Genomic DNA, 26,413 nt, shown 5'->3' on the forward strand with positions numbered 1-26,413 from the left:
TTTGTGTTGTTTAAACACTTTGTTTAACAACGAGACCGGGGTTTTTTGGTTTTGTCCCCCTTGTTTAGCAGTTGAGAGCGCGTAAGACCAAAGGTGTATAACGGGTCTATATTCGGCTCGTCTAAAATGACTTAACAATATGTCTGACATTTTCACTGCACGCCTTTCTAAAGGTGCGCACCGCCTATAATGATGATGAGGTGATTCACTATGCACGCGTTGACCTTGGCGTCCTTCCTGTTCTTTACAGGATTAGTCGCCTTTATTACCTGGCGCATTACCCGCCGGGATGACCACTCCAGTACCAGCGGCTACTTTTTGGCCGGCCGATCATTGACCTTTCCGCTGATCGCTGGCTCCTTGTTGATGACGAACCTCTCCACCGAGCAGATGGTCGGGCTCAACGGCGCCGCTTTTGCCGATGGGTTGAGTGTGATGGCTTGGGAGGTAGTGGCGGTCATTGCCCTGGTGGCGCTGGCGCTATTCTTCCTGCCACGCTTTTTGAAAAGCGGCATCGCGACGCTGCCGCAATTACTCGAAATTCGTTTCGATAAAGACACCCAACTGATCACCAATATCATTTTCCTTATTGCCTATGCGGTGATCCTGCTGCCCATCATTCTTTACTCAGGCGCGATAGGCCTGCAGGGAATGCTTGATCTTCAAGGGTTAACCGGTATTGAATCGTCCACCACGCTGCTGTGGTTGACGGTGTGGATCGTCGGCATTATCGGCGCGGTGTACGCGCTGTTTGGGGGGCTGCGCACGGTTGCCGTTTCCGACACGCTTAACGGCGTCGGGCTACTGATCGGTGGTTTCGTGATCGTCTACTTCGGCCTGCAGGCCGTCAGTGACGGCAGCGGGATTATGGAAGGGTGGAGCATTCTAAAAGAGAGCGACCCAGAAAAGCTTAACTCGATCGGTGGCGCCGAGCAGCAGGTACCTTTCTTTACCCTGTTTACCGGTGTTTTCCTGATCAACTTGTTTTACTGGAGCACTAACCAGCAGATCATTCAGCGTACCTTTGCCGCTAAAAACCTTGCCGAGGGCCAAAAGGGTGTTCTTTTAACCGGTCTTTTCAAGCTGCTGGGGCCGCTCTACCTGGTGCTGCCGGGCATCATTGCCTATCACCTTTATGCCGACCAGGGCGTGCGTGCCGATGAAGCCTACGGCCATTTGGTCTTTAACGTGCTACCGCCTTATCTCACCGGCTTTTTCGCTGCGGTGATGGTCGGTGCGATCCTTTCCTCGTTTAACTCGGCGTTGAACAGCACCACCACTATTTTCAGTCTGGGTATCTACAAAGGCGTTTTGAATAAAGATGCCACCGAACAGCAGGTCGTTAAATCCGGCAAGGTGTTTGGCTGGATCATGGCGATCATCACCATGATTATTGCGCCGCTTCTGGCAGGTCAGGAGAGCCTGTTTGGCTACCTGCAGAAAATGAACGCGATCTACTTTATTCCGATTCTGGCGGTGGTGCTGGTAGGTCTGCTGACCAAGCGTGTTCCGCCAATGGCGGCTAAAATTGCCCTGGTGGGTGGCTGCTTATTAATTGCCGCTGGTTACTTTGTGCCGCCATTCACGCTGCTGCCGCAGATCATGCACGAGTTCCACTTCGTGGCGCTGGTATTTGTGCTGCTGGTGGTGACCATGCTGCTGATCGGTAAGGTGCGCCCGCGGGAAACCGACTGGGTTCAAGAGCACAGCGGTGACGTGGATCTAACCCCGTGGAAAGGCGCCGTGCCCGCCGGTATCGTACTGGTGGTATTGGTGATTGTTATGTACATCAGCTTCGCTGGTTAAGCGGAGATTGTCGGAAGCGAGGCCGCGTCGTTGCGAAGAGCGCAGCGACACGGCAGTGACACCAAGCTTATTCCAGACGCAGCAGCGGATCAGCTAGCCCTTTGATGCCAGTCTCGACGACATAAAGCGAACCAGCGGTTGGCTCCTGGGCAAGCTGTTCAGCACTGAACCCCTCTTGCGCCGTGGTGATATAAAGCGTTTGCAGGTCGGTGTCTGCAAAGGCAGAGCAAGAGGGTTGGCTGACCGGTAACTGGACACGGCCTATCACTTCTCCCTCATGATTAAGCCGCACAACCTGCCCAGCCCCCCAAAGGGCTAGCCATAGACAGCCTTCGCTGTCGACGACCGCGCCGTCGGGATTGCCCAGAGTGGAAGAGAAGTCCGCCCAGGGGTGAGGTTCGCCTTCGGGCCAGCCTTCACTGTCGAGTGCCCAACGCATTACCACGCCTGTCACCGTGTCGGTAAACCAGGCGAAGTGGCCATCGGCAGAGAAGCAGATCGCGTTAGGGATCGTCAAACCAGTGCGTAATTGGGTAAGTTTGCCTCGATGCAGGCGGTAAAGGCTGCCTGCGTTTTTCTCGGCATGTTTACCCATGGTGGAAAGCCACAAGCTGCCATGCCGGTCGACCCGGGCATCATTGCTACGCGTCACCGGGTTATCGGTTTCAAAGTCACAAAACGCTTCAACGTTACCGTTAGTGGGGTCGAAACGGCACAGGCGATCTTCTCCGACTAACAGTAGCCCGCCGTCTTCAAGCGGGGTGGCTAGCGACACCATATGATCTAACTGAAAAAGGCCACTTTCTCCGCTGGCAGGGGACAGCCAGTGCAGTCTTTTTTCGAGAATGTCGCACCAATACAGGCGCTTATTTACGGCATCCCACTGTGGGCCTTCCCCCAGCGTACAGCGGCTATCAACCGCTAGCTCGGCCTGCCAAGTGACAACACTGCTGTCTGCATTCATTATGGTTGGTTCTCCTTATTGTTCTCCTGCTAGCCAGGCATCGACCAGGGCTTGAGCCTGCTTACCTACCTGAGCAGCTCCTTGACCCGGTTTGTAGAGCGCGCTGCCTAGGCCTGCACCATCGACGCCAGCCGCACGCCACTCGGCGAAATTGTCGATGCCAACACCACCCACAGCATAGAGCAACGTGCCAGTGGGGAGTACTGCACGCACCGCTTTCATGCCCTCTAAACCCACTTGCACAGCGGGAAAGAGTTTTAGCCCGGTGGCTCCTGCCTCCAGGGCGTCAAAGGCCTCTGAAGGCGTCACGATGCCTGGCCAACTGGCCATACCAAGGCGGTGGGTTTCTGCGATGACCGCTGGTCGACAGTTGGGTGAAACGATCAAGCCCCCCCCTGCGGCTTGCACGTCGCGCACTTGGGCGGGGGTTAACACCGTACCTGCGCCAATTACCGCGTGTTCCCCTAACGTTTCTGCCAATAAGCGAATGCTTTCCAGTGGGTTGGGCGAGTTGAGAGGCACCTCAATGTGGGTGATGCCTGCGGCCAGCACCGCTTTCGCGATCTCTACCACCTCCTCAGGGGTGACACCGCGCAAAATACCAATCAAGGGCAGCGACATAGATAGTTCTCCATTAACAGTTAGCAGCATTAAGCCTTTAAAGCTTGATGCGCAAGCCGAAGGCCTGAAAGCACCGCTGTGTCGCCATCCACATGGTGCGTCTGATACCCGATGGCATTAAGGGCCAACGTATAACGCTGGCAGAGGGCTTGATTGCCGATCAGCGTGATAGGCACTTGATTTGGCTGTTCACTACAGGCGCCAGCCAGTTCAAGGCCAATCGTCAGCCCAGAAAGCCGCGCGGCGAGCAAAGACCGCCGCTTTTCGCCGCTGGCTAGCTGACCGTCGAGCAAATCCTGCGCACGTAGGCCGAACAGGCGACTGCTGAAGGTGGCGGGCGCGTCAACACACTCTTTGACGGCAGAGACAAAAGTATCGCGACAGGCCGAATCGTTTAAATCATCACTGCCGATAGAGTGCTGCAATACCGATTGGCGCGCCAACAGCTGATATAGCTCACCGGTCAGGTAGGTGGTGAACTGGGTAACAGCGCCCGCTTCAAGCGTCGCCCACTTAGCGTGGGTACCAGGCAAGCAAGCGAGCCCCGACACGGCTGGCGCGTCGGCGACCAGGCCCGCCAGCTGGGTCTCTTCGCCGCGCATTACGTCAAAGTGGGTAGCGGTACTCCTCGTTTGGCTTAAACCTGGCAGCAGGTAAACACGTAACTGCTCGCTGGTAAGCGTTGGCGATACGGCGCCTTGGCTAAGCTGGTCAAGGCGTGTCGGTACCGGCAAATAAGCGGCTTCCAGCCAGCCCTGACGGGCGCCCGCCATCCCGCACACCATTACCTTAGTGTTCCCGGTGGCGGGCAGCCAATCACCCACCAGTCGCAGCAGCTCGGCTTCGTACTCGTCGGCCTTAAGCGACAGCATGCCTTTATCGCTACTGGCTTGGGCAATCACTCGATCGTGTTGGTCCAGCCCCCAGGCGCGCAGGTTGCTGGAGCCCCAATCCACCGCAATCCAAGCCAACGGATCCGCAGTGTCAGGGGTTTTACTGATCACAGTTGATTCCATGGCTTACCACTCCGCAATTGAGCCGTCTTCGTGTGTCCAGACGGGGTTGCGCCAGCGGTGGCCTACCTTTGCGCGCTCTTCAACAAATTCTTCGTTGATCTCAACACCCAGGCCTGGGCCTTGCGGGATCACGCAGAAGCCGTCTTCAATCGCGAGGGCGGATTTGTCGACCAGATAATCGAGCACGTCGTTGCCCTGGTTGTAGTGAATGCCCATGCTCTGTTCTTGAATAAAGGCATTGTGGCTCACCGCGTCCAGCTGTAACGACGCGGCCAGCGTTAATGGGCCAAGGGGGCAGTGGGGAGCCAGGGCGACATCGTAGGCAGACGCTAGTGCGGAGATTTTGAGACCTTCGCTAATGCCCCCGCAGTGGGAAATATCCGGCTGGATAATATCGATCATGCCATCGGCCAACAGGTCGCGGAACTGGAAGCGGGTATGCAGCCGCTCGCCGGTGGCCAGCGGGTAGCCTAAACCACCGGCGATATCTTTCAAGCAGGGCAGATGTTCGGGGGCGACCGGCTCTTCCACAAACATGGGGTGGAAGGGCTCCAGCTCGCGAAGCAGCGCTTTGGCCATGGGCCGATGAACGCGGCCATGAAAGTCTATGCCAATGCCTACATCAGGCCCTACCGCATTCCTGGCTTCCGCCACTCGGGCGACGGCTTCATCAACTTTGCGATGTGAGTCGACGATTTGCAGTTCAGGCGTGCCGTTCATTTTGAAGGCGGTAAAGCCTTTTTCGACCAGCGCTTTGGCACCCGCACCCACATCGCTGGGGCGGTCGCCGCCGGTCCAGGCATACATACGCATTTTGTCGCGCACAGCACCGCCTAACAGTTGGTGAACGGGCACACCCAGATCGCGACCTTTAAGATCCCACAGCGCTTGGTCAATACCGGCAATGGCGCTCATCAAAATGGGCCCGCCACGGTAGAAGCCGGCGCGGTACATCATGTTCCAGAGATGCTCGATACGATGAGGATCTTGGCCGATGAGGTAGTCGGAAAGCTCGTGCACGGCGGCTTCAACGGTGGCGGCGCGGCCTTCGATGACCGGCTCGCCCCAACCGTAGCAGCCTTCATCGGTCTCGATCTTGAGAAACAGCCAGCGCGGGGGAACTTGCCATGTCTTGAGTTTGGTGATTTTCATGGAGGGTAGTCCTTATTCAAAGCGTGAATTAGCTGACAATGCCAAGATCGATTGCGGTACGGCGCAACACTTCTCTGGCAGCCGTTTCAGCGGCGTGAGTATCGCGGAGTTTAATGGCGTCAAGCACCTGCCGATGGCGGGCGAGGCTGTCGTCTAAGGTGTCGGTTCGATGTTGGGAACGATGGATCAACGCCATGATGGAGGGGCGTAGTAAATGTCCCATTTGCCGCCAGACTAAATTGTGGCTGGCGCGATAGGTGGCATCGTGAAAAGCGACATCGTACTCAGCATGTTCCGCGCGCTTATCAACGCTGCCTGCCGTGTACTCCATGCCTGCAAAGGCACGTTCCAGGCGCTCCAGGTCGTCGGCCTGGGCGGCTTGCGCCGCCAATGCTGCCACCACCGGCTCGGCAGAGTAGCGAAACGCGTAAATAGCGCGCACTAATTGGGGGTCAAGGTTGACCAGGCCGGTCATCCATTCACTCATCAGCGGGTCGAGCAGGTGCCATTCCCCCATCTTACGCACCAGTGTGCCACGCCCCGCCGTGCGTTCTAACAGGCCAGCTGCGGTGAGGCTAGTCAACGCATTGCGAACCTGATTGCGGCTCACCGCAAAGTGCTTGCCGATATCCAGCTCGCGGGGAAAAGTGTCCCCTGGCTGCCAGTGGCCCGCCAACAGTGCCTGGGCGAGCAAATGTGCTAACTGTTCAGCGCCCCCCTGGTGGGGCGGAAGGGCGTCCAGCGTCATGTTGGGTTTTATCACTCGGTCATTATTCGGTCATGACAAGCTTATTAAATGTCTGACATTTGCGCAAGCAGGCGGATATAGACATAAGTACGAGTGAACTGCGCCTATTCACTGCTGGCGAGCATAAAAAAATGGCGCGCCTATAGGAAGGCGCGCCACGTTAGCGGATCTTGTATGAGCTACAAGCCGACATCGTCTCGAGTGGGCAGCGCAGCGTAGGCGCCGGGGCGAGTCACTGCGTGAGCGCCGCAGCGGCAGGCGGTAGCCACCGCGCGGTTGAGAAAATCGCGATTACTTTGCCAGTCTTCATTGATGCCGTGTGCGGAGATTTCCGCTAATAGCCCACCGATAAAGGCGTCGCCACCCGCGGTGGTGTCCACCGCGTCCACGGCTGGCGGGGCAATGCGTTGGTCAAAACCTATCCCTTTCAGTACTACTTCGTTAGGGCCATCGGTGATCAAAATAACCTTGACGCCAGCCGCCAGCCGTTCTGAAAGCCAGGCCTCGGCGGGGTGGTCGGCGCGCAGGTAATCGAGCTCTTCTAGCGAGAGCTTGAGCAGCTCAGCACCGTCCAGCAATTGTGTCACCAGGCTGGCATCCGCCTCACCGCCTGGCCACAGGTTATGACGCAGGTTGGCATCAACGCTGACCAGACAGCCTGCGCGCTTGGCAATGGTGGCCATGGCCAGGGTGACATCGGCAATTTCCGGGTCGGTGAGGCTGTTGCTGCACAGGTGCAAAATGGCCGGGCTTTCGAAGATGCCGTGGGGTAAATGCTCCAGGCGATACAGCAAGTCAGCCGCGGGCGGGCGATAAAAATCAAAGGTGCGCTCACCCACTGCATCACGGGAAACAAATGCAAGCGCCGTGCGCGAATCTTGGGTGTAGACCACGCCGCGGGTATCTACGCCGTGGCTGTCGAGTTCGCGTACGATGAAATGCCCAAACGTATCGTCGCCCACCATGCCCAGAAACTGGCTAGGCACCCCCAGGCGGGCACAGGCGACCGCCACGTTGGCCGGTGCGCCGCCCGCGTAAGGCGTGAAGGTTTCCAGAGCTTCTGTGGGTTCCCCTAAACGGCTCGAGAGCATATCAACCAGTGCTTCCCCAAAGGCGATAACGGGTGTCATTGGTGGTTCCTTATTGTGATTAGAATAATGGTTTTCTGGTGGTGCGGTGTTATCGCAGCATTGTGCCCGGTGTTATGCCACGCAGTGCCCTCGGGCGGCTTCTAACAACTCATACCACGCTTCGCGCGGTAATACGGCGGGGCCATTCAACATATCGCTGATGCGTTCAGGCTTGAGGCTGCCAATCACCGGTACCGGCGAGTTGGGCAGGCTGCGCAGCCATGCCAGCGCTAAAGCGCTTGGTGAGCTCTCCCATTCAGCGGCCCATTTATTCAAGCAGTCACCCACGGCGCCTTCTAATAACTGCCCGCCAGCCAAGGGTGACCAAGCCAATGGCACATGCCTATCGGTGCATAGCGCATCAAAGCTGCCATCAAAGAGCGGTGTGTAACGGGTAATCGAAAGCTCGATCTGGTTAGCGCTCAAGCGTTGATGCATAGCGCTTTGTAAGCGTTGCCATTGGTTGGGCAAGTGGTTGGAAATGCCGGCAGCTCCGATCTTGCCTGCCTCAATAGCGTCATCCAGCGCACGGCCGGTGGCCTCGGCATCCATCAGTAAATCGGGGCGATGAATCAAAAAGTGGTCAAGGCGTTCAACCTGTAAACGCTCCAGCGAGGCGTTGATGGCGCTATTCAAGTAAGCGGGGCTGGCGTTGTAATGCTTCACCTTGCCGGAACCGGGGAATGGGTTGTCGTTAGCAATGCTGGCTTTTGTGACGATGTTAACCCGCTTGGCGAGCGCAGGGCGTGACCGTAGTGCGGCGCCAAACAGTGTTTCGCCTTGGCCGCTGCCATAGATATCGGCATGGTCAAACCAGTTTAATCCCTGCGCCAGGCGTGCTTCGATCCAGTCGGCCATTTGCTTGGCGTCGTGCATAGCAGGGGATTCGTGCAGGCGCATCATGCCGAGCAGGAACGGCACCTCAAAAGTAGCGGCGGGCATAGAGGATCCAAATGGCAGTGGTTAGAAGACTTCTTCGTTATGCAGGGCTTCGGCAGCACCCAGCAAGCCTGTCCAGGGGGCGGTGACTACCCAAATGGGGATGTCGGCATTGTAACTGCCCACGCGCCCTTTATTGATAAACGCGCTGCGTAGTTCACTTTTTGGTAGCCAGTCCAGCAGACGAGGAAGAATGCCGCCACACAGATAAACACCGCCACGGGCGCCCATGGTCAACGTGGCGTCACCGCAGACATCGCCAAGAATCTTCAAAAAGCGGAGCAGGGCAGCCGTCGACAGAGGCTCGCCTTGATTCGCCGCGTGGGTGACGTCTGCCGGGCTCGTTAAGCGTGGCTCAGCACCCTCAAACGAACAGTAGGCCTGGTAAAGCTCAAACAGGCCTTGGCCGCATAGTAAACGTTCGACGCTGACCCGCTGATGGTGCTGTTTAAACATCTCGACGATTGAACGCTCGGTATCATCGGTAGGCGCAAAGGTGACATGGCCGCCTTCCGTGGGAAGCGGAATCCAGGCGTGTTGGCCGGGAAATACACCGGCAACGCCCAAGCCTGTTCCTGGCCCGATCACCAAACGCGTGGCATGTGGCTGGATCGTGCCTGGCTGCACCTCGACCAATTCACTGGCAGCCACATGAGGCACCCCCAGCGCCTGGGCGGTAAAGTCATTAATGACTTTAAAAAGCGACAGGTTCAGCGCCTGCTGCACCTCGCTTTTTAAAAACGTCCAATGGTTGTTGGTCATTTTGACCCGTTCAGCGTGAACGGGGCAGGCAAAGGCGAGACATGCTTCACGGGGCGCTTTATCGCCGGTAGCGCCCACACGCTGTAAATAATCCTGCACCGCTTCGATAACGCCGGGATAGTCAGCGCAGGGAAGATTAACGATATCGTGCGGCGTGACCTCACCTGGCGTCACTAACGCCAGGCGAGCATTGGTACCCCCGATATCGCCAATGAGGGCCGGTCGGCTCATTGATCCTCCTGCTCAATTTTCTCCAGCTCCCGCGCCAACACTTCGGCCTCAAAGCCACCAAAAACGCCCGCACCCTCTTCGGCCTTGGTGGCCAAGTGGCGGAAACCGCCAAACAGTTCACGGCCCATACCAAAGTGGTTATGTTCCAGGTTGGCTTCTGCGCAAGGGCGGGCATTCATGGTGGCAGCATCTACTAACACGTTCAGTTCGCCGCTCTCGGCATCCAAACGAACGATATCGCCATCTTGGAGTTTTGAGAGTGGCCCACGGTCGACCGCTTCTGGCGTTACATGGATAGCGGACGGCACCTTGCCCGACGCGCCGGACATACGCCCGTCTGTTACCAGCGCCACTTTATAGCCGCGATCCTGAAGCACGCCCAAGAACGGGGTGAGCTTGTGCAGTTCCGGCATGCCGTTGGCTTTGGGGCCTTGGAAGCGCACCACCACAATCACATCACGATCAAGCTGGCCTGATTCAAACGCCGCTTTGACCTGATTTTGATCATCGAACAGCTGCACCGGCGCTTCGATAACGCGGTGAGCCTGTTTGACGGCCGAAATTTTAATCACGCCGCGGCCCAGGTTGCCGTCAAGCACGGTAAGCCCGCCGGTGGGCGAGAAGGGATTACTAACCGGGCGCAGCACGTCGGTGTCATGGCTCGTGGCCGGACCTTCTCTCCAGGTAAGCTTACCTTCTTCAAGGAAAGGCTCCTGGGTGTAGGCCATCATGTCGGTACCAAAGACCGTGGGAATATCGCCATGGATAAGCCCCGCCTCAAGTAGCTCACGAATCAGCAGGCTCATGCCACCAGCCGCCTGGAAGTGGTTCACATCCGCTTGGCCGTTGGGGTAGATGCGGGTCATGCTGGGTACCACGGCGGAGAGGTCCGTGAAGTCATCCCAGTTAATGGTGACGCCCGCCGCAGCCGCCATGGCGACCAGGTGCAGGGTATGGTTGGTCGACCCGCCCGAGGCCAGCAAACCAACGATGGCGTTGACGATCGCGCGTTCGTCAATCTGCTTGTAGAACGGGCGATAGTTGCCGCTCTGCTCGGTATTGCGAATAGCTTGTTCAGTGGCGTAGCGGGTGAGAGCTTCGCGCAGCGGAGTGCCTGGGTTAACAAAGGAGGCGCCGGGCAGGTGTAGGCCCATCATCTCCATCATCAACTGGTTGGAGTTGGCGGTGCCGTAGAACGTGCAGGTGCCGGGGCTATGGTACGACTGTGATTCGGCCTCCAGCAGCTCGTCGCGGCCGACTTTACCTTCTGCGTAAAGCTGACGAACGCGTGCCTTTTCATCGTTGGGCAGCCCCGTTGTCATCGGGCCACCGGGAACGAACATGGCCGGTAGATGACCAAAACGCGCCGCGCCAATGAACAGTCCCGGAACGATTTTATCGCAGATCCCCAAATACAGCGCCGCATCAAACATGTTGTGCGAAAGCGCCACGGCGGTGGCCATGGCGATCACATCGCGTGAGAACAGCGATAGCTCCATCCCCGGCTGGCCTTGGGTCACGCCATCACACATGGCGGGCACGCCACCCGCAAACTGAGCGGTTGAGCCCATGCCGCGTGCGGCTTCTTTAATAGCGGCCGGGTAGTCTTCAAACGGCCGGTGGGCTGAAAGCATATCGTTATAAGACGATACGATACCCAGGTTGGCGCTATTGGTTAGCTTTAAGCGCCCTTTATCGGTAGGAACATCGCAGCCTGCAAAACCGTGTGCCAAGTTCCCGCAGGAGAGCTCACCGCGGTGAACGCCTTGCTTATGCTGGGCGGCCATATGGGATTCGTACAGGCCACGCCGGTGCCGGGAGCGCTCACGGATGCGCTGGGTAACCTCAGCAACGGTGGGGTTTAAGGTGGCAGGTGTTGGGCTCGGCATAGGGACCTCTGCATGATAGAGACGGTGTTTATAGCATGTAGTTATTTTACATCTTTTAATGTCGTTATAAGAGACTTTACGGTAATAAAAACAATAATTGTAGTTTTATTACCCGATTTGGGAGGCTAGATCGCCACGCCTATAAGCGATGAATTCCACAGGCCTCAACAGCTTGGTTGAGCCACCAAGGAAATAGCAAGTATAGCATTCAGGCATTTGCTACCATTTTGCGCGCTATGTTTAATCTTTATTATTTATCCATCTAGGCGGAGCCTGCATGCACGTGATTATTGACGACATCCAGCCAGTTAATTTCCATGCAGGTGAACAGGCGCGTCGTTACTTGGATACATTGACCAAGCCGCCAGGCAGCTTGGGCGCGCTCGAAACGTTAGCCATTCAGCTAAGCGCTATAACGGGCGAGCTCAAGCCCAGCGTTATGCCTCCCGCTGTGATTGTGTTTGCCGCTGACCACGGGGTGGCTGCTGAGGGCGTGTCCGCTTTTCCGCAAACGGTAACGGCGCAAATGGCCGCCAACTTTGCCCAGGGTGGCGCTGCCGTCAATGTATTTGCCCGGCAGGTGGGCGCGCGACTGGAAATCGTGGATGTCGGCATTGTCGGCGATGAAAAGATTCCTGGCGTGATGAATGCCAAGGTACGCCATGGCACCGCCAATATGCTGGAAGCGGACGCGATGCAGCCTGAGCAGGCGTTAGCGGTTATCAATGCAGGGGCGCAGGCGGTTGAGCGGGCTACACAGGCGGGGGCAAAATGCCTGATGGTGGGGGAGATGGGCATCGCCAATACCACCGCCAGCAGCGCCATGTTAGCCGTATTAACCGGCGAGCCGGTGGCGAGTTTGGTGGGCGCTGGAACGGGCATTGATCAGCAGCAGCTAAGCCATAAAGTAGCGGTGATTGAACGTGCTATCGCGGCGCGCAATGCCGATCCCGAGGCTCCTTTGGCGGTATTGGCCAAGCTGGGTGGGCTGGAAATTGCCGCCATGACCGGTGCGTATTTAGCCACCGCCAAGCAACGCTTGCCAGCCATTGTCGATGGTTTTATCGCCACCGTAGCCGCCTTGATTGCCTGCAGGCTTTCCCCCGCCGTACGCGGCTATTTGATTTTTGGTCATCGCTCTCAAGAGCCCGGGCACGAGGTAGCGCTGCGGGCGCTCGACGCGAAGCCGCTGCTGGATCTGGGCATGCGGCTAGGCGAGGGTAGCGGCGCCGTGCTGGCCTATCCCTTGCTACAGTCAGCCGCAGCGATGATGGCGGAAATGGCTACTTTTGATTCCGCCGGTATTAGCGATAAGGCAACGTCATGATCGTCGGTGCCACGTTCAGTGGGATGACGCTGATCTTGCTGGCGATCGGGCTCGACGTCATCGTCGGCGACCCGCGCTCACTGCCGCATCCGGTGGTGCTGATAGGTCGTTTTATCGCCAGCTTTGAACGGCTGTGGAATCGCGGTACGGCCAAGCAGCGGCGCATTAGCGGCCTGCTGTTGACGTTGATCGTGGTAGGCGGGGTAGGGGGCGCTAGTTGGCTGCTGCTCGCAGTGTTAACACAGCTGCATCCTGGCCTGGCGCTGATCGCTGAACTCTGGCTGCTCTCCACCACGCTCGCGATCAAAGGCTTGGGTGATGCGGCCCGCGCGGTGGTAACGCCACTGAGTCAGGGCGATTTGCCCGCGGCGCGAAAAGCGCTAGGCATGATTGTAGGACGCGACACCCAGCACTTGGACGAGGCAGAGATCACCCGGGGCACGGTCGAAACCGTGGCGGAGAACACCGTTGACGGCATTGCCGCGCCGCTGTTTTTTGCGCTAATCGGTGGCGCACCGCTGGCGCTGGCGTACAAGGCGGTGAATACGTTGGATTCGATGGTAGGCTACCAAAACCAGCGCTACGGCGATTTTGGTTTTGCCTCCGCCAAGCTCGATGACGTGGCCAATTGGCTACCGGCTCGCTTAACCACGCTTTGTCTATGGCTTGCCGGGCTGCTACTGAGCCTGTTCAGCAGTTTATCGTTACGCTGGCAAGGCGCGTTAAGCGGCACCTGCCGGGATGCACCGCGCCACCCCAGCCCAAATGCCGGTTGGCCGGAAGCCATGGTGGCCAGGCTGCTCGGGGTTCAGTTGGGCGGCACTAACTACTACCAAGGCGTGGCTTCCCGCCGTGCCACTCTGGGCGAGCCGCTTGAACCGCTTCGCGTTGCCCATATCAGCACCACCCTTCAATTGATGCACGGTGCATGGCTACTGTTTATGGGGCTGTCCGTGCTCGTGATAGCCGGCGTGATGTTAATTCTGCGAGGAGCGCTATGAGTTTATCCGAATGGCCCAGCGCTTCAGGGCTGAACTCGCCATTGATCACTCCTCAATGGCCAACGCATGGCGGCCAAGCCGAAACGTTGCTGGCACACTTCGGTTTACCCGCCGATCACCCGCTGGAAGATTTTAGTGCCAACCTCAACCCGCTAGGGCCGCCTGCCTGGGTACGCGACTGGCTAACCAAACGGCTAGCGGGCCTTGAACGCTACCCAGCACCGGATTACGGCAAAGCGCGATGCGCCATTGCTGCTCATTATCAACTCCAATCCGACCAAGTGTTATTGACGAATGGCGGCGCGGAAGCGATTTATCTTGCCGCGGCGCTGCATGCGGGTGAGCGCGCCGCCATTGTGACCCCAAGCTTTGGCGAGTATGCCCGCGCCTGTCGTGCCCACCGGCTCACGGTGACCGAAATAGCCCTGCCAGCGCCGCACTTTACGCTGGCTATGGATTCACTCTTGGCGGCGCTTGACAACATCGATGTGCTGTTTCTATGCCGCCCAAATAACCCCACCGCCACGCTGATGGATACCGCGGCGATGGAAGCCTTGCTGGCGCATACCGCCGCCATTGGCTGTCGCGTCGTGATCGATGAAGCGTTTATCGGCTTGAGCGGCGGGGCGCGGCCTCAGGCGTCACTGGTGCCTCTGCTGGCGCGCTTTCCACATTTAATTTTGCTGCACTCCATGACCAAGTTTTATACCCTGCCGGGCCTACGCCTGGGTTATCTGCTGGCCAATAGGGTGACCGTTGAGGTGGCGGCAAGCCACCAACCGGCCTGGAGTGTTAATCATTTGGCGGCTGAACTGGTGGCACCGCTGCTGGCTGACGAGGCATTTGCCGACCGCACCCAGCAATGGCTAAACAGCGAGTGGCCGCGTATGGCCCAAGCGCTTGCGCAACTGGGGCTGGAAGTGGTGCCCAGCCACGCATGTTTTTTTCTCATCCGGCCTCGTATTTCACAGAGAATAAGCACGGACGCGCTGTTCGAGCGGTTGTTGCGCCAAGGCGTGCTGGTGCGCCATACGCATAACTTTGCCGGGCTTGATGGCGAATGGCTGCGCGTGGCGCTACGCGATGCACCCGCTAATCAGCGGTTAAATCACGAGCTTGAGAAGGCGCTGCATGATTGTCTTCGTTAGCGGCGGGGCGCGCTCGGGTAAAAGCGAGATCGCCGAACAGCAGGTGACCAGTGCCGCGGGCAGTTTGCCCTGTTACTACCTAGCCACCGCAGACGTCTACGACGCCGAAATGGCGGCACGAGTGGCCCGTCATCAGCAGTCCAGGCAAACATCCCAGCAAATGCAGCAGCAGAGCGTTCAATGGAAAACGCTGGAGGAGCCACTGGCTATTGATCAAGCGCTGGGGAAGGTGCCCAATGGCAGCGCCGTGCTCCTCGACTGCCTGACGCTCTGGGCCAGCCAAGTGTTGTATGCCAGTGAGCTTAGCGAGCAAGCGGGGCTATCACTGCTGGCTCGCGCACTTGCCGATGCCCGAGCGCGTAGCCTCCATATGGTGATTGTTTCCAACGATATTAACGAAGCGCTGCCGCCCACCGATGCTGAAACCTGGCGCTACCTCAATTTTCTTCAGCGTGCGCACTGCTGGCTAGCGAAAGAGGCGGACTCGGTCATCGAAGTGGTGGCTGGCGGCGCAGTCGAATGGAAGCCAGATAAGGAGCCGAAGATTTGAAAAATGCCCTATGGGGAGCCGTGCTGGCGCTGCAGTTTCTAACTCGCCTCCCCATTCCCATCGCCGCCCCCTGGACACCGGAGACCCGGCGCTGGGCCGTGCGCGCCTATCCACTGGTGGGGGTGATGATTGGCAGTTTGTTGGCACTCATCGCGTTCGTAATGCAAAGCGCTCCGGCCCCGATCACCGCATTAGCGTGCTTGAGTGTGTGGGTGGCGCTGTCGGGTGGGCTGCATTTGGATGGCGTGATGGATATTGCCGACGCGCTGGGCAGTAACCAGCCGCTAGCGCGCCGCTGGGAAATCATGAAAGACCCGCAAATCGGTAGCTTCGGTATGTTGGCGCTGATGTTTCTGCTTGCCTGGAAGGCCGTGTTGCTATGGGCATTACTGGCTTATCACGCGCCCTGGTGGTGGCTATTGATGGTTCCCGCGCTAGGGCGCTGGGCTGGCGTGGTGTTACTGGTGTTGACTCCCTGCGCCCAGCCGAAAGGCTTAGCCTGGAGCTGGCAGCAATCGCTTAGCGGCCAGGACGCGGCGTTGGCGCTGTTGCCGCTGGCATTAATAGCGCTGTGGGTGCCCAGCGTGGTGGTAATGGTGCTAATCGTCACGGTTTTTGTGGTCATCATGCGCTGGTGCATGATGAGACTGTTTAACGGCATTAACGGCGATATGGTAGGCGCCACCATTGAAGGAGGAGAGCTTTGGCTACTGATCTTACTGTGGAGCTGGTGGCAGTTCGCCACGGTATTACCGCTTGGAATTTAGAGCGCCGTTATCAAGGCCAACGTGATATTCCGCTGCTGTTCCCCGAGGCGGAAGCGGGACTGCTGGCACTTCGGGAAGCCTTGGTTGATGAACATTTTGATGCCATCTACACAAGTGACCTTGATCGCTGCCAGCAGACGCTGAAATGGGCGGAAGCGGCGAGGGAAGGAACGCCGCTAGCCCTTGAGCCCCACTTACGCGAACTCGATTTTGGCGAGTACGAAGGCAAGGTTTACGACGAACTCAAAGATTTACCCCACTTCCGCGCCTGGATCGATAGCGTGGGTGAACTGCAAATTCCCGGTGGCGAATCGGCGGCCCAACTGCGCGAGCGTTTGGATGCCTGGCTGCATGATCTAGCGTCCAATGCTCGGGCTGATGGCCATAAAAAGATTTTAGCCGTCACCCATGGCGGCGTGATCCGCGAGCTGCGCCGACGTTTTGAAACGATCCACTTTTGGGACGGCACGGTACTTCAAGCCCAGGGCAGGCGCTGGCAGCTTATTTATCAGACAGACGAGCATGGAAAAGGGGAATGGCAATGCAGCTCTTCATCGGCGGTGCCTGCGCTGGCAAACGCAACGCCGTAACGTCGCGCTTTCCCTCGGCAAACTGGCACCGGCTTGAGGCGGGGCAACCCCTCATCGATAGCCAGCAGGCGCTAGCCGCTAATACGCCGCTGGTGATTACCGGTGTGCTTGAGTGGCTTGACGCTGCCCTTGAGCATGACGATAACGATGCCCTGCACCAGCAGTGGCAACGCGATATGGCGACGCTCTGCCAGCGTGCCGACGAGCTAAACGCGGCGTTAATCATTATTGCCACTGAAGTCGGCCGCGGGATTGTGCCCATGCAGCCAGAACAGCGTCGCCTGCGCGATCTCAACGGCTGGTTCACCCAAGACGCCACTGCCCAGGCCAGCCATGTGTGGTATGTGCGCCACGGGCTGGTAATGGCGCTCCAATAGCCCCCCTGTTTCAATTGACCTCCCATTGGCAAGTTGCTAGTTTACGCCCACTCTCAGGTGCTAGCGGCTGAAATGTCGCTAGTGAAACGGGAAGTTGGTGAACGCCTCGCGTGATTCCAACGCTGCCCCCGCAACGGTGATCGAGATAAGAACGGCTAAAACGCCACTGTGCTCAGGCACGGGAAGGTGGTCGTTCGGAAAAGAGTGGCTCTGTTCTTGCTAGAGACGCCTTTCGCTCGTCAGCCCGGAGACCGGCCCGAGAGTAACGGTTCAACCGAACCGATACATGCCGAGACGCGGTGGGCGCTCTCAGGGCAGTGAACCATAGCGCAATGCTGCGGTGACGCCCTTGTTGTGCCCTGCGCTCGGTCAAAAAAACTGCGTTGTGCGGGTGAGCACGACGAGCAAGGGATCTCACATGAACCACCGTTTCCACACTACCGCCAAACGGGCGGCGTTTGTCATGGCTGCGCTACCGCTGGCCGTGCATGCTCAGTCCAACGAGCAGAACTCAGTTACCTCTTCCGCTGATGCTGACCTCAACCCCGTGGTGGTGACCGCGGCACTTGCCCCGCGTACTGCTAATGAAAGCCTCTCTTCGGTCACGGTGTTGGATGAAGCCACTTTTCGCCGCCAGGACCCGGTAAGTATTACGGATCTTTTCCGTGGGCAACCGGGCGTGGATGTCTCTTCGAATGGCAGCTTTGGTAAAAACAGCAGCGTTTATATCCGTGGCACTGGCAGTAGTCAAAATGTGCTGTTAATCGACGGCATTCGCTTGCGTTCTGTCACCAGTGGCGGCGCTGCCTGGTCGTATATCGATCCGCGTATGTTTGACCGCGCTGAAATCGTGCGTGGCCCCCGCGGCAGCCTTTACGGTGCCGATGCGATTGGGGGTGTCATTCAACTCTTTACGCCTGATGGTGACGAAGAGGGCCCACAACCCCGTATTTCAGTCGGCGGCGGTTCATTTAACACTCAGCGCTTAAGCGCCGGTATCAGCGGGCAAGAAGGGGGCACTCGTTACAGTTTCGCCGGTAGCCATTTTGCTACCGACGGCCAGCCCATTCGCCGCGACGGTGATGACAAGGGCTACGATAATACGTCTGCCCTGGCACGGATTTCTCACACTTTCGATTCTGGGGCCGAAATGGGAGTGCTGGCGCTACGTGCCCGCGGTAACAACGAATACGACGGTGGCGAAAACGACTTTGTTCAGCAAGTGGCCGGGGTATATGGCGAGCTGCCGCTCACCGACCATTGGCGTAGCCGCATCACGTTAAGCGAGTCACGCGATGAGAGCGATAATTTTGCCGATTCGGGTGATTCCGTTTTCAACACCAAAGTGCACACCGCGCGCTGGGAAAACACTTTTACATCCGGCGCCCATGAGCTGGTGGCAGGGGCTGAATACAGCCAAGACAAGGTCGACAGCAGCATCGATTACGATGAAACCAGTCGCAGCAATGCGGCGGTATTTTCACAGGCGCTGCTGGATTTTTCCCCTGTCATTTTGCAGGCCAGCCTGAGGTTCGACGACAACGAATCCTATGGGGAAGAAGTAACGGGCAGCCTGGGGGTAGGTTACGAGCTGGACAGCTACCACACACTACGGGCCAACTATGGCACCGCTTTCAATGCGCCGACCTACAATCAGCTTTACTACCCAGGCTTCGGTAATCCGGACCTGGAAGCTGAAACCTCCGAAACGTTGGAAGTCGGGGTGCGCGGGCAATACGCCCACTGGTTCTGGGACGCGGCGCTCTACCAAACCGATATCGATAACTTGATCACCGGGCAGGGTATCCAGTCGAATGTGCCTACGTCACGAATCCGCGGGGCTGAACTTTCCAGCGGTGTTGACATAGCTGACTGGACCCTGGCCGCTGCGCTGACCTATACCGACCCTGAAAACCGGTTGACCGGTCAACGCTTGCAAAACCGCGCGACACAGAGCGTTCGTTTCGATATAGATCGTGAGCTTGGCGATTGGTCGCTGGGAGGCTCTTGGATAGCACAAAACCACCGCTACCGCGACGCCCAGAATGACGATCGCCTAAGTGGCTACGGTCTTGTTAATCTACGAGCTGGCTGGCAATTTGCCCCGCTATGGAGTGCGCGCGTGACGGTTGAAAATGCGCTAGATCAAGACTACATCACCACCCGTTCGTTTGATGGTGCCGATTATATCAACGCCGGCCGGGCAGGGTTTTTGAGTGTTCACTTTGGCCAATAGAAAGAGTGTTATAGCGCGCGGGGCTCTGAGCCTCGCGCTGCTATCGATGGCAGCGGTGGCAACGGCACATGACCATTCGCGCTGCGCTGTAGATGATCGCGATCGTGAGATCTGTCTTCACAATGCGGCCCAGCGCATTGCCACGCTTTCGCCTGGGGCAACCGAGCTGACCTACGCCGCAGGTGCCGGGGATCAAGTCGTCGCCGTGGTTTCTTACAGCGACTACCCACCTGAAGCCAAGCAAGTCGCCTCGGTGGGCAGCCATACCCGCATTGATTTGGAAAAGCTGGTGGGGCTGGCACCCGATTTGGTGATTGGTTGGATGACCGGGAACCCGGCAGAGCAACTTGAAACCCTCGAAGCCTTGGGCATGCCGGTGTTCTATATCGAGCCCCGTGATATGAATGGTGTGGCCAGTGCCATCGAACGCTTGGCGCGACTGGCGGGCACAGAAGCGGACGGGCAAGCGGTAGCCGATAATTTTCGTACGACCATGAACGCGCTCGAAGAGCGCTACCGAGACCGCGAGCCGGTACCCACCTTCTATCAAGTGTGGGATGAGCCGCTTATGAGCGTGAATAGCGAACACCTAATTGGTCAGGTGATAGAGATGTGTGGCGGTGACAACGTATTTGGCGATCAGGCCCGCCTGGTGCCGCGCATTGACGATGAAACCGTGCTGGCCGCCAACCCTGAAGCGATTGTGGCCGGTGGCATGGGGGAAGAGAACCGCCACTGGCTGACCCACTGGGAGCAATACCCCAACTTGACGGCGGTGGCGCAAGGCAATCTGTTCTTTGTGCCCCCCTCGTTGATACAGCGGCCAACGCCGCGGCTGATGGAGGGCACCCGTGTCCTTTGTGAGAAGTTGGATGTTGCCCGCCAAAAACGCCGGGGCGCTTGATGCTGGCGCGCCTGGGGCTTCCGCTTGGCTTACTGCTACTGGCCGCACTGGGTGCCTTGGTTATCGCCCTGGGCGTTGGTAGCGCGCAAATTTCTCCTACGCAGATTTGGGAAGTGACCCAAGGCAAAGGCGATGCACTGGCACGCACCATGGTGATGGAGCTGCGCCTGCCTCGGGCGCTTTCGGCGTTTGCCGTGGGTGGGTTGTTGGCGGTAGCGGGTGCGCTAATGCAGGTGCTGCTTCGCAACCCCTTGGCAGACCCCTATGTACTGGGTCTTTCTGGCGGTGCCTCGATTGGCGCACTGGCCGCTATGCTCGGTGGCCTAGGCGGGCTGGCGATTTCGGGTTCAGCCTTTGGCGGCGCGCTACTCTCGACCTTTCTAGTTTTTGGCTTGGCCCACGGCAGCGGCGGTTGGACGCCTTCGCGGCTGCTGCTCACTGGTGTGGTGGTCGCGGCGGGGTGGGGCGCGGTGATAACGCTAATGCTGGCGTTGAGCCCCGCCGAACGCCTGCCGGGTATGCTCTACTGGCTGATGGGAGATCTCTCCTATGCGCGTACACCGTGGCCGCCGCTACTGCTGTTACTGGCCACCTGCGTGGTGCTGATTCCGCTCGGCCGTAGCCTGAATGTGTTGGCCCGAGGCCCACAGCAGGCCGCAGCGCTGGGCGTGGCGGTTCGGCCGCTGGAGTGGTGTATCTATATTGCCGCTAGCTTACTGACGGCGGCGGCAGTCACCACCGCAGGCAGCATTGGCTTTGTCGGTTTAGTGGTGCCGCATATGCTGCGTTTGCTGTTAGGCAATGATCAGCGGCTGATACTGCCCGCCTGCGCCCTGGCGGGCGGCACGCTGTTAGTACTGGCCGATACCCTGGCGCGCACCATGATTGCCCCAGAGCAGTTGCCCGTGGGGGTCATCACCGCGCTGCTGGGCGTGCCCACCTTCCTGTTCCTGCTTTACCGGAGCCGCTGATGGGCACTCTTTCGACGCACGATCTTATTATCGATGTGCCTGGGCGCGAAGGCGGAACGCCGCTCAATCTGACCGTTGAGCCCGGACAGAGCTGGGGCGTGCTAGGCCCCAACGGGGCGGGTAAAACCACGCTGATGCACACCCTGGCTGGGCTACAAGCCCCGCGCTCAGGCGAGGTAAGGCTGATGGGTAAGCCGCTTGGCAAGCTGCGTCGCCGCCATGTGGCCCAGCGCCTGGGATTGGTGTTTCAAGACCGTCAGGACGGCTTTCCCGCCTCGGTGTTGGAAACCGCGCTGATTGGCCGTCACCCCTATCTTTCGCCCTGGCAAATGGAGGGGGCTGATGACTATGCCCGCGCCGAGGCTGCCCTTGCACGCTTGGATGTGGTGCATCTACGTGAGCGGCTGGTCAGCACACTTTCAGGCGGCGAACGCCAGCGTGTGGCCATTGCCACCCTGCTGACCCAGGCGCCCGACGTATGGCTGGCAGACGAGCCGACCAACCATCTGGATCTTCATCATCAGAGTGCCGTGATGGCGCTAATGGCGGAGCAGGCCGCCGCAGGGCATGCCGTCATGATGTGTTTGCACGACCTGAACCTGGCTGCCCGCTGGTGCGACCACGTGCTGTTGATGTACCCCAACGGGGATGCTTGCTGGGGCCCAAGAGAAACCATGCTGGTGCCCAGCGCGCTGGAAAGCCTTTACCGCCAAAAGCTAGCAGTGGTAGAGGTGGATGGCGCGCCGGTGTTCGTGCCGATTAAGGCCTAGCTTATGGCGCCAGTTCATCCCGCCACGTGTGGCGAGGTTCGAAACCGACCAACCGGCGGGCCTTTTCGATACTGTAGAAGGTTTCGAATTCGCCCATTTCGTGCTTGATGGGCACGCCTGCGTAGAAGCGCTCGATCACTTGGGCATTGGTTAGGCCAACCGAGAGATCGTGATTGGCGACGTTGAACACTTGGTAACCAAGGCCATCCGTTTTCAGGCAACAGTCGACCATCTGGCCCAGATCGCGGGCGTCGATGTAAGCGAAGATATTACGACGACGCAGGGCGGGGTCTTCCAAGTAGGTCGGAAAATCCTGGCGGTACTCGTGGGGCTCGATAACGTTGTTGATACGCAGGCCGTAGATGTCGATGCCTGAACGAGCCTGGAAGGAGCGGGCGGTTACTTCGTTGACCACTTTGCTCATGGCGTAGCTATCTTCTGGCACGGTGGGGTGTTCTTCATCGATGGGAAGGTAGTCCGGTTTCTTCTCGCCATCGGCAAAGCAGACGCCGTAGGTGGTCTCGCTGGAAGCGAAGATCACCTTAGGAATGCCCAGCTTGGTGGCGGCATCCAGCACGTTGTAAGTGCTTAGCGTATTGATGCTGTAAGTCTCGTTATCCGGCCGATGCAGGATGGCAGGGATAGCGGCGAAGTGGACGATGGCATCGTAACGTGGCACGCCGGTGCCCGGCTCAAGCTCGTCGAATCCGGCGTAAGCATGGCACGCATTGAACACTTGGCCTGCATCGGTCAGGTCGGTTTTCAGGGTGGTGATGCCGGGCACGTCAGACGTCACCCAATCCAGATTGGTAACGCGGTGACCTTGATCGCGAAGATAAGCAGTGGCATGGCGGCCAGCTTTGCCACTGCCGCCAGTAAACAGAATACGCATGCGGTAACCCCGGTTGGTGAAACGAAGCGGAAAGTTGAATCGAGCAAACATCTCCACCTTAGCAAAGAAAGGTTCGACCCGCCGACACTCAGCCCTGATCGCATGAAAAAGGCTTAACCATCAACCGTTAAAAGGAGCGTTATGTTTCATGGCAAAGCACACGCAGCGTTAATCAGCGCACCCGGCTCCGGCCAGGGGAAATCAATGGTCACGGCGGCGCTAGCACGGCTGCATCGCAATGCAGGGCTTACCGTGCGGGTGTTCAAGCACGGCCCCGATTACCTTGACCCGATGATTCAGGAAGTGGCCTCTGGCCAGCCGGTGTATCAGCTTCACCCCTGGATGACCGGTGAAGAGGAGTGCCGCTGGCGCTTAGCCGAAGCCGCCCAGGAAGCTGATGTGATTCTGGTCGAAGGCTCCATGGGGCTGTTTGATGGCTCGCCCTCCAGCGCTGACTTGGCGATCTTGGCAGGCATCCCCGCGCTGCCGGTGATCGATGCTTGGGGCATGGCACAAACCTTTGGCGCGGTGGCGCAGGGCTTGGCTAACTATCATCCCGACTTGGCTATTCATGAAGTGATTGCCAACCGTGTCGGTAGCCCCGGCCACGGCAAACTGCTCGCCGACAGCATGCCGGAAGGCATTGCGCTGCTGGGGGCCATTCCCCGCAATGAGGCAATGAAGATTCCTGATCGCCATTTGGGCTTGGTGCAGGCCAGCGAGCTAAGCGGCCTGGATGCGCAGTTGGATGCCGCTGCCGAGGTGTTGAAAGAGGCGGGCTTAGGCCGGTTGCCCAAGCTGGTCACGCTTAGCGCAGAACCGCCAGCGCCGGTACCGGACTACCTGAATGGCGTGCGCATTGCGATTGCCCGAGACGACGCTTTTGCGTTTATCTACCGCGCCAATGTCGACGTGCTGCGCGCCATGGGCGCAGAGGTCAGCTTCTTTTCACCGCTGACTGATCACCAGTTACCCGAGTGCGACGCGCTCTGGTTGCCGGGGGGCTACCCCGAGCTAAACGCAGCGCGGCTGAGCGCCAGCCACAGCATGTTAGAAGCGATTCGCGCCCATCACCGCGCGGGCAAACCGATACTCGCAGAGTGCGGTGGCCTAATGGCCTGCGTTGAGCAATTGGTGGATGGCGAGGGTGAAAGCCACGCGATGCTTGGGCTTCTCAACGGCACCGCGAAAATGGCCGGTAAACTCACCGCGCTAGGGCTGCAAAGCCTACACGCCGGGGCAGGTGAGCTGCGCGGTCATACCTATCACCACTCGCTGCTCGAAACCACGATGACGCCGCTGGCGCGCACCCGCAAACTCGCCGGAAGCGAAGCCGAGCCGATTTACCGTGAAGGCGGGTTGGTCGCGAGCTACTTCCACGGCTATTTTCCCTCTGCGCCCAAGCTGGTCGCGGATATTTTTACCGGGCAGCCGATTAGTATCAATAACGGTTAACGAAGGATGTGGAAGATTTTTCCATAAAATTGAACTGCGCTATGCTGTGTGCCTTTCAACCCTGAACTTAACTCAGCAGGAGAACACCATGACCTTTTACGTCTACCTTTCCGGCGAGATTCACACTGACTGGCGCGAAGAGATTCAGCGCGGCGCTGACGCAGCGGGCCTGGATATCGTGTTCACCGCCCCGGTAACGGACCACGCTGCCTCTGATGCCGCCGGTGACCATCTGGGTAAACCGGAGAATGGCTTCTGGCGTGATCACCAGTCATCCAAGGTCAACGCCATTCGCACCCGCACCATGATCGAGCAGGCCGACCTCGTTGTCGTTCGTTTCGGCGACCAGTACAAACAGTGGAACGCCGCCTTCGATGCAGGCTACTGCGCTGCCTTGGCGAAGCCCTACATCACGCTGCACAGCGAAGATATCGTTCACCCGCTTAAAGAAGTCGACGCGCAAGCCCAAGCCTGGTGCACCACGACCGATCAAGTGGTTGAGACGTTGCGCTACGTACTAAAAGCCTGAGCTTAAATAGAGAGCTTATAGAAAGCTGAATAGAGAGCTTAATAAAGAGGACGCCCCATGCGCGAGAATGCCAAAACCCCTGAACGCCATGCCCAGCGCATGGCGGCCAAGCAGAAAATCATGAACGAGCGCATCGCCCGCGCCGATAAAGAGCAGGGCGTGCTGCTAGTGCTTACCGGCCCCGGTAAAGGCAAAAGCAGCTCCGGTTTTGGCATGCTCGCCCGCGCCCTAGGCCACGGTATGAAAGTCGGCGTGGTGCAGTTTATTAAAGGCGCCTTCAGTACCGGCGAAGAGGCGTTCTTCCGCAATCTGCCCAACGTGGACTACCACATAATGGGGCAGGGCTACACCTGGGACACCCAAGACCGCGAACGCGATGTTGAAGCTGCCAACGCCGCCTGGGCAGAAGCCAAACGCATGCTGCAAGACGAAAGCTATCACTTGGTACTCCTCGACGAACTCAACATCGCCCTGCGCTACGAATATCTAGACCTCGATCAAGTGCTCGACGACCTACAAGCCCGCCCAGCAATGCAGCACGCCGTGGTAACAGGCCGCTACGCCCCACAACAGCTCATCGACCTCGCTGATACTGTTACCGAAATGAAAGTGGTTAAACATGCTTTTAAAGATCAAAGTATTAAGGCCCAGAAGGGGATTGAGCTGTAGGCGAGAGGTGTAAAGGGTGAGGGGAAGGCAGAGGGAGATTTTTTGGTGGGCGGAATTTCAGCCCGCGGCAGTTAGATCTTGTGAACCAGCAACTCCCCGTGTCTTGATAATACATACAATGTAACTACAATATAATGCATGAGCTATCTTATTTTCGAGTGGGATCCCAATAAGGACGCCGCTAACTTCAAGAAGCATGGCGTTTCTTTTAAAGAGGCAAAAACGGCCTTCACGGATGAGTTCGGCCGACTCATATCGGATCCCGATCATTCTGAAGAGGAGGATCGGTTCATACTCCTTGGCACGAGCATTCATTCCCGTTTATTGGTGGTGTGCCACTGCGTGAGAGACGGCGAAACAATTCGAATTATCTCTGCGCGCAAGGCGGATAAACGAGAGCGAAAAACTTACGAAGGGTATAGACATGCGTGACCATTACGATTTTTCAGAGTCAGTCAAAAACCCATACGCCAAAAAGCTTAAAAAGCAGGTCACGATCCGCCTGGATGAAGATACCATCGCGTATTTCAAGAATCTGGCGGAGCAAAAAGATCTACCGTATCAGAGCTTGATTAATCTCTATCTGCGCGACTGTGCCCAGTCACACAAAGACCTAAAACTTGAGTGGCAATAAACGGTTAATTAATGGCTTCTGCTGGGTTGTTCAAAGCTTCGGGTTTGACTTGGCTTTTGCCAATCGCAGGTCAGACATTGGGCTGAAGTAAAGGTGGCATTTTAAGTATGTGCTATAGCAAGCCACTAATTAATCGGCCTGCCTTCGTTGATAGCGGGGACATTGCATTTGTGTTCCCACAGGCTATGCAGGAAAAGTCTGATGAGGTCGACGTCTCCCCCTGATTGAGTAGCGCTACACTTTAGAGTCCGATCCTATGGGTAAGGAGATTGGACATGAAGAAGCGTTTCAGCGAAGAACAGATCATTGGTTTCCTGGGCGAAGCCGAAGCGGGA

27 protein-coding genes and 1 riboswitch are annotated in these 26,413 nt (G+C 57.9%); of the genes, 17 read left to right on the plus strand and 10 right to left on the minus strand.

All coding sequences use genetic code 11. From position 1 onward, the window contains the following. The first annotated feature begins 210 nt into the window (after positions 1-210). Positions 211-1,806 (plus strand): solute:sodium symporter family transporter, encoded by a 1,596-nt coding sequence (locus tag ACUN8H_RS16870; RefSeq protein ID WP_295709497.1) that lies wholly within the window; start codon positions 211-213, stop codon positions 1,804-1,806. A gap of 67 nt (positions 1,807-1,873) precedes the next feature. Here the strand turns inward: ACUN8H_RS16870 and ACUN8H_RS16875 are convergent, their stop codons facing one another. The 9 genes from ACUN8H_RS16875 to edd form a co-directional block, all read right to left on the minus strand. Further along, positions 1,874-2,770, minus strand: coding sequence for an SMP-30/gluconolactonase/LRE family protein (locus tag ACUN8H_RS16875; protein WP_445533209.1), 897 nt, complete (start codon positions 2,768-2,770; stop codon positions 1,874-1,876). A gap of 15 nt (positions 2,771-2,785) precedes the next feature. Then, positions 2,786-3,391 carry a 2-dehydro-3-deoxy-6-phosphogalactonate aldolase gene (locus ACUN8H_RS16880; RefSeq protein WP_445533210.1) on the minus strand — a complete coding sequence of 202 codons (606 nt, stop codon included), beginning with the start codon at positions 3,389-3,391 and terminating at the stop codon, positions 2,786-2,788. Positions 3,392-3,420: 29 nt separating this feature from the next. Beyond that, positions 3,421-4,407, minus strand: coding sequence for a 2-dehydro-3-deoxygalactonokinase (locus ACUN8H_RS16885; RefSeq protein ID WP_445533211.1), 987 nt, complete (start codon positions 4,405-4,407; stop codon positions 3,421-3,423). 3 nt (positions 4,408-4,410) lie between these two features. Further along, the gene (gene dgoD / locus ACUN8H_RS16890) at positions 4,411-5,559 is read right to left on the minus strand and encodes a galactonate dehydratase (RefSeq protein WP_445533212.1); all 1,149 of its coding nucleotides are present in this window, start codon (positions 5,557-5,559) and stop codon (positions 4,411-4,413) included. Between the two features lie 28 nt (positions 5,560-5,587). Next, complete coding sequence (locus tag ACUN8H_RS16895; protein ID WP_445533213.1) at positions 5,588-6,307, minus strand: FadR/GntR family transcriptional regulator; 720 nt, start codon at positions 6,305-6,307, stop codon at positions 5,588-5,590. 179 nt (positions 6,308-6,486) lie between these two features. Beyond that, positions 6,487-7,437 carry a carbohydrate kinase family protein gene (locus ACUN8H_RS16900; protein WP_445533214.1) on the minus strand — a complete coding sequence of 317 codons (951 nt, stop codon included), beginning with the start codon at positions 7,435-7,437 and terminating at the stop codon, positions 6,487-6,489. 72 nt (positions 7,438-7,509) lie between these two features. Further along, positions 7,510-8,379: an aldo/keto reductase gene (locus ACUN8H_RS16905; protein ID WP_445533215.1), complete on the minus strand. Its 870-nt coding sequence runs from the start codon at positions 8,377-8,379 to the stop codon at positions 7,510-7,512. Positions 8,380-8,400: 21 nt separating this feature from the next. Continuing rightward, positions 8,401-9,369 (minus strand): glucokinase, encoded by a 969-nt coding sequence (gene glk / locus ACUN8H_RS16910; RefSeq protein ID WP_445533216.1) that lies wholly within the window; start codon positions 9,367-9,369, stop codon positions 8,401-8,403. Continuing rightward, positions 9,366-11,258, minus strand: coding sequence for a phosphogluconate dehydratase (edd, locus tag ACUN8H_RS16915; protein WP_445533217.1), 1,893 nt, complete (start codon positions 11,256-11,258; stop codon positions 9,366-9,368). Before edd ends, glk begins: the two co-directional genes overlap by 4 nt. 277 nt (positions 11,259-11,535) lie before the next feature. On the opposite strand from edd, the gene cobT reads away from it, so the two are divergent. The 11 genes from cobT to ACUN8H_RS16970 all read left to right on the plus strand — a co-directional run bounded on the left by cobT (position 11,536) and on the right by ACUN8H_RS16970 (position 21,899). Next, complete coding sequence (cobT, locus tag ACUN8H_RS16920; RefSeq protein WP_445533218.1) at positions 11,536-12,585, plus strand: nicotinate-nucleotide--dimethylbenzimidazole phosphoribosyltransferase; 1,050 nt, start codon at positions 11,536-11,538, stop codon at positions 12,583-12,585. Then, entirely contained in the window at positions 12,582-13,586 is a 1,005-nt protein-coding gene (gene cbiB, locus ACUN8H_RS16925; protein ID WP_445533219.1) for an adenosylcobinamide-phosphate synthase CbiB, read from the plus strand. The genes cobT and cbiB overlap by 4 nt, the downstream gene beginning before the upstream one ends. Beyond that, entirely contained in the window at positions 13,583-14,734 is a 1,152-nt protein-coding gene (gene cobD, locus ACUN8H_RS16930; protein WP_445533220.1) for a threonine-phosphate decarboxylase CobD, read from the plus strand. The genes cbiB and cobD overlap by 4 nt, the downstream gene beginning before the upstream one ends. After that, entirely contained in the window at positions 14,718-15,284 is a 567-nt protein-coding gene (locus tag ACUN8H_RS16935) for a bifunctional adenosylcobinamide kinase/adenosylcobinamide-phosphate guanylyltransferase (protein ID WP_445533221.1), read from the plus strand. Before cobD ends, ACUN8H_RS16935 begins: the two co-directional genes overlap by 17 nt. Then, complete coding sequence (cobS, locus tag ACUN8H_RS16940) at positions 15,281-16,051, plus strand: adenosylcobinamide-GDP ribazoletransferase (RefSeq protein ID WP_445533222.1); 771 nt, start codon at positions 15,281-15,283, stop codon at positions 16,049-16,051. The genes ACUN8H_RS16935 and cobS overlap by 4 nt, the downstream gene beginning before the upstream one ends. After that, on the plus strand, positions 15,988-16,641 hold the full coding sequence (locus tag ACUN8H_RS16945) for a histidine phosphatase family protein (RefSeq protein WP_445533223.1): 654 nt from the start codon (positions 15,988-15,990) through the stop codon (positions 16,639-16,641). Before cobS ends, ACUN8H_RS16945 begins: the two co-directional genes overlap by 64 nt. After that, on the plus strand, positions 16,593-17,018 hold the full coding sequence (locus tag ACUN8H_RS16950; protein WP_445533224.1) for a bifunctional adenosylcobinamide kinase/adenosylcobinamide-phosphate guanylyltransferase: 426 nt from the start codon (positions 16,593-16,595) through the stop codon (positions 17,016-17,018). The genes ACUN8H_RS16945 and ACUN8H_RS16950 overlap by 49 nt, the downstream gene beginning before the upstream one ends. A 38-nt stretch (positions 17,019-17,056) precedes the next feature. Continuing rightward, positions 17,057-17,292: riboswitch (cobalamin riboswitch) on the plus strand. Positions 17,293-17,436: 144 nt separating this feature from the next. After that, positions 17,437-19,254, plus strand: a complete 1,818-nt coding sequence (locus ACUN8H_RS16955; protein WP_445533225.1) for a TonB-dependent receptor domain-containing protein — start codon at positions 17,437-17,439, stop codon at positions 19,252-19,254. A gap of 46 nt (positions 19,255-19,300) precedes the next feature. Next, positions 19,301-20,158, plus strand: a complete 858-nt coding sequence (locus ACUN8H_RS16960) for a cobalamin-binding protein (RefSeq protein ID WP_445533226.1) — start codon at positions 19,301-19,303, stop codon at positions 20,156-20,158. Then, positions 20,158-21,129, plus strand: coding sequence for a FecCD family ABC transporter permease (locus tag ACUN8H_RS16965; RefSeq protein WP_445533227.1), 972 nt, complete (start codon positions 20,158-20,160; stop codon positions 21,127-21,129). Before ACUN8H_RS16960 ends, ACUN8H_RS16965 begins: the two co-directional genes overlap by 1 nt. Further along, positions 21,129-21,899 (plus strand): ABC transporter ATP-binding protein, encoded by a 771-nt coding sequence (locus tag ACUN8H_RS16970; protein ID WP_445533228.1) that lies wholly within the window; start codon positions 21,129-21,131, stop codon positions 21,897-21,899. Before ACUN8H_RS16965 ends, ACUN8H_RS16970 begins: the two co-directional genes overlap by 1 nt. Before the next feature lies 1 nt (position 21,900). On the opposite strand, the gene ACUN8H_RS16975 is transcribed toward ACUN8H_RS16970, so the two are convergent. Continuing rightward, positions 21,901-22,842 (minus strand): NAD-dependent epimerase/dehydratase family protein, encoded by a 942-nt coding sequence (locus tag ACUN8H_RS16975; RefSeq protein WP_445533229.1) that lies wholly within the window; start codon positions 22,840-22,842, stop codon positions 21,901-21,903. Positions 22,843-22,932: 90 nt separating this feature from the next. On the opposite strand from ACUN8H_RS16975, the gene ACUN8H_RS16980 reads away from it, so the two are divergent. The 5 genes from ACUN8H_RS16980 (at position 22,933) to ACUN8H_RS17000 (ending at position 26,078) form a co-directional block, all read left to right on the plus strand. Next, positions 22,933-24,246, plus strand: a complete 1,314-nt coding sequence (locus tag ACUN8H_RS16980) for a cobyrinate a,c-diamide synthase (RefSeq protein ID WP_445533230.1) — start codon at positions 22,933-22,935, stop codon at positions 24,244-24,246. Positions 24,247-24,334: 88 nt separating this feature from the next. Then, positions 24,335-24,775, plus strand: coding sequence for a YtoQ family protein (locus ACUN8H_RS16985; protein ID WP_445533231.1), 441 nt, complete (start codon positions 24,335-24,337; stop codon positions 24,773-24,775). A gap of 57 nt (positions 24,776-24,832) precedes the next feature. Beyond that, on the plus strand, positions 24,833-25,444 hold the full coding sequence (gene cobO / locus ACUN8H_RS16990) for a cob(I)yrinic acid a,c-diamide adenosyltransferase (RefSeq protein WP_445533232.1): 612 nt from the start codon (positions 24,833-24,835) through the stop codon (positions 25,442-25,444). Positions 25,445-25,582: 138 nt separating this feature from the next. After that, a complete protein-coding gene (locus ACUN8H_RS16995) occupies positions 25,583-25,876 on the plus strand; it encodes a BrnT family toxin (RefSeq protein WP_445533233.1) in 294 nt (97 codons plus the stop codon). Then, the gene (locus tag ACUN8H_RS17000; protein WP_179931557.1) at positions 25,869-26,078 is read left to right on the plus strand and encodes a BrnA antitoxin family protein; all 210 of its coding nucleotides are present in this window, start codon (positions 25,869-25,871) and stop codon (positions 26,076-26,078) included. The genes ACUN8H_RS16995 and ACUN8H_RS17000 overlap by 8 nt, the downstream gene beginning before the upstream one ends. Positions 26,079-26,413: the final 335 nt, after the last annotated feature.

Source organism: Vreelandella sp. V005 (assembly GCF_052645115.1).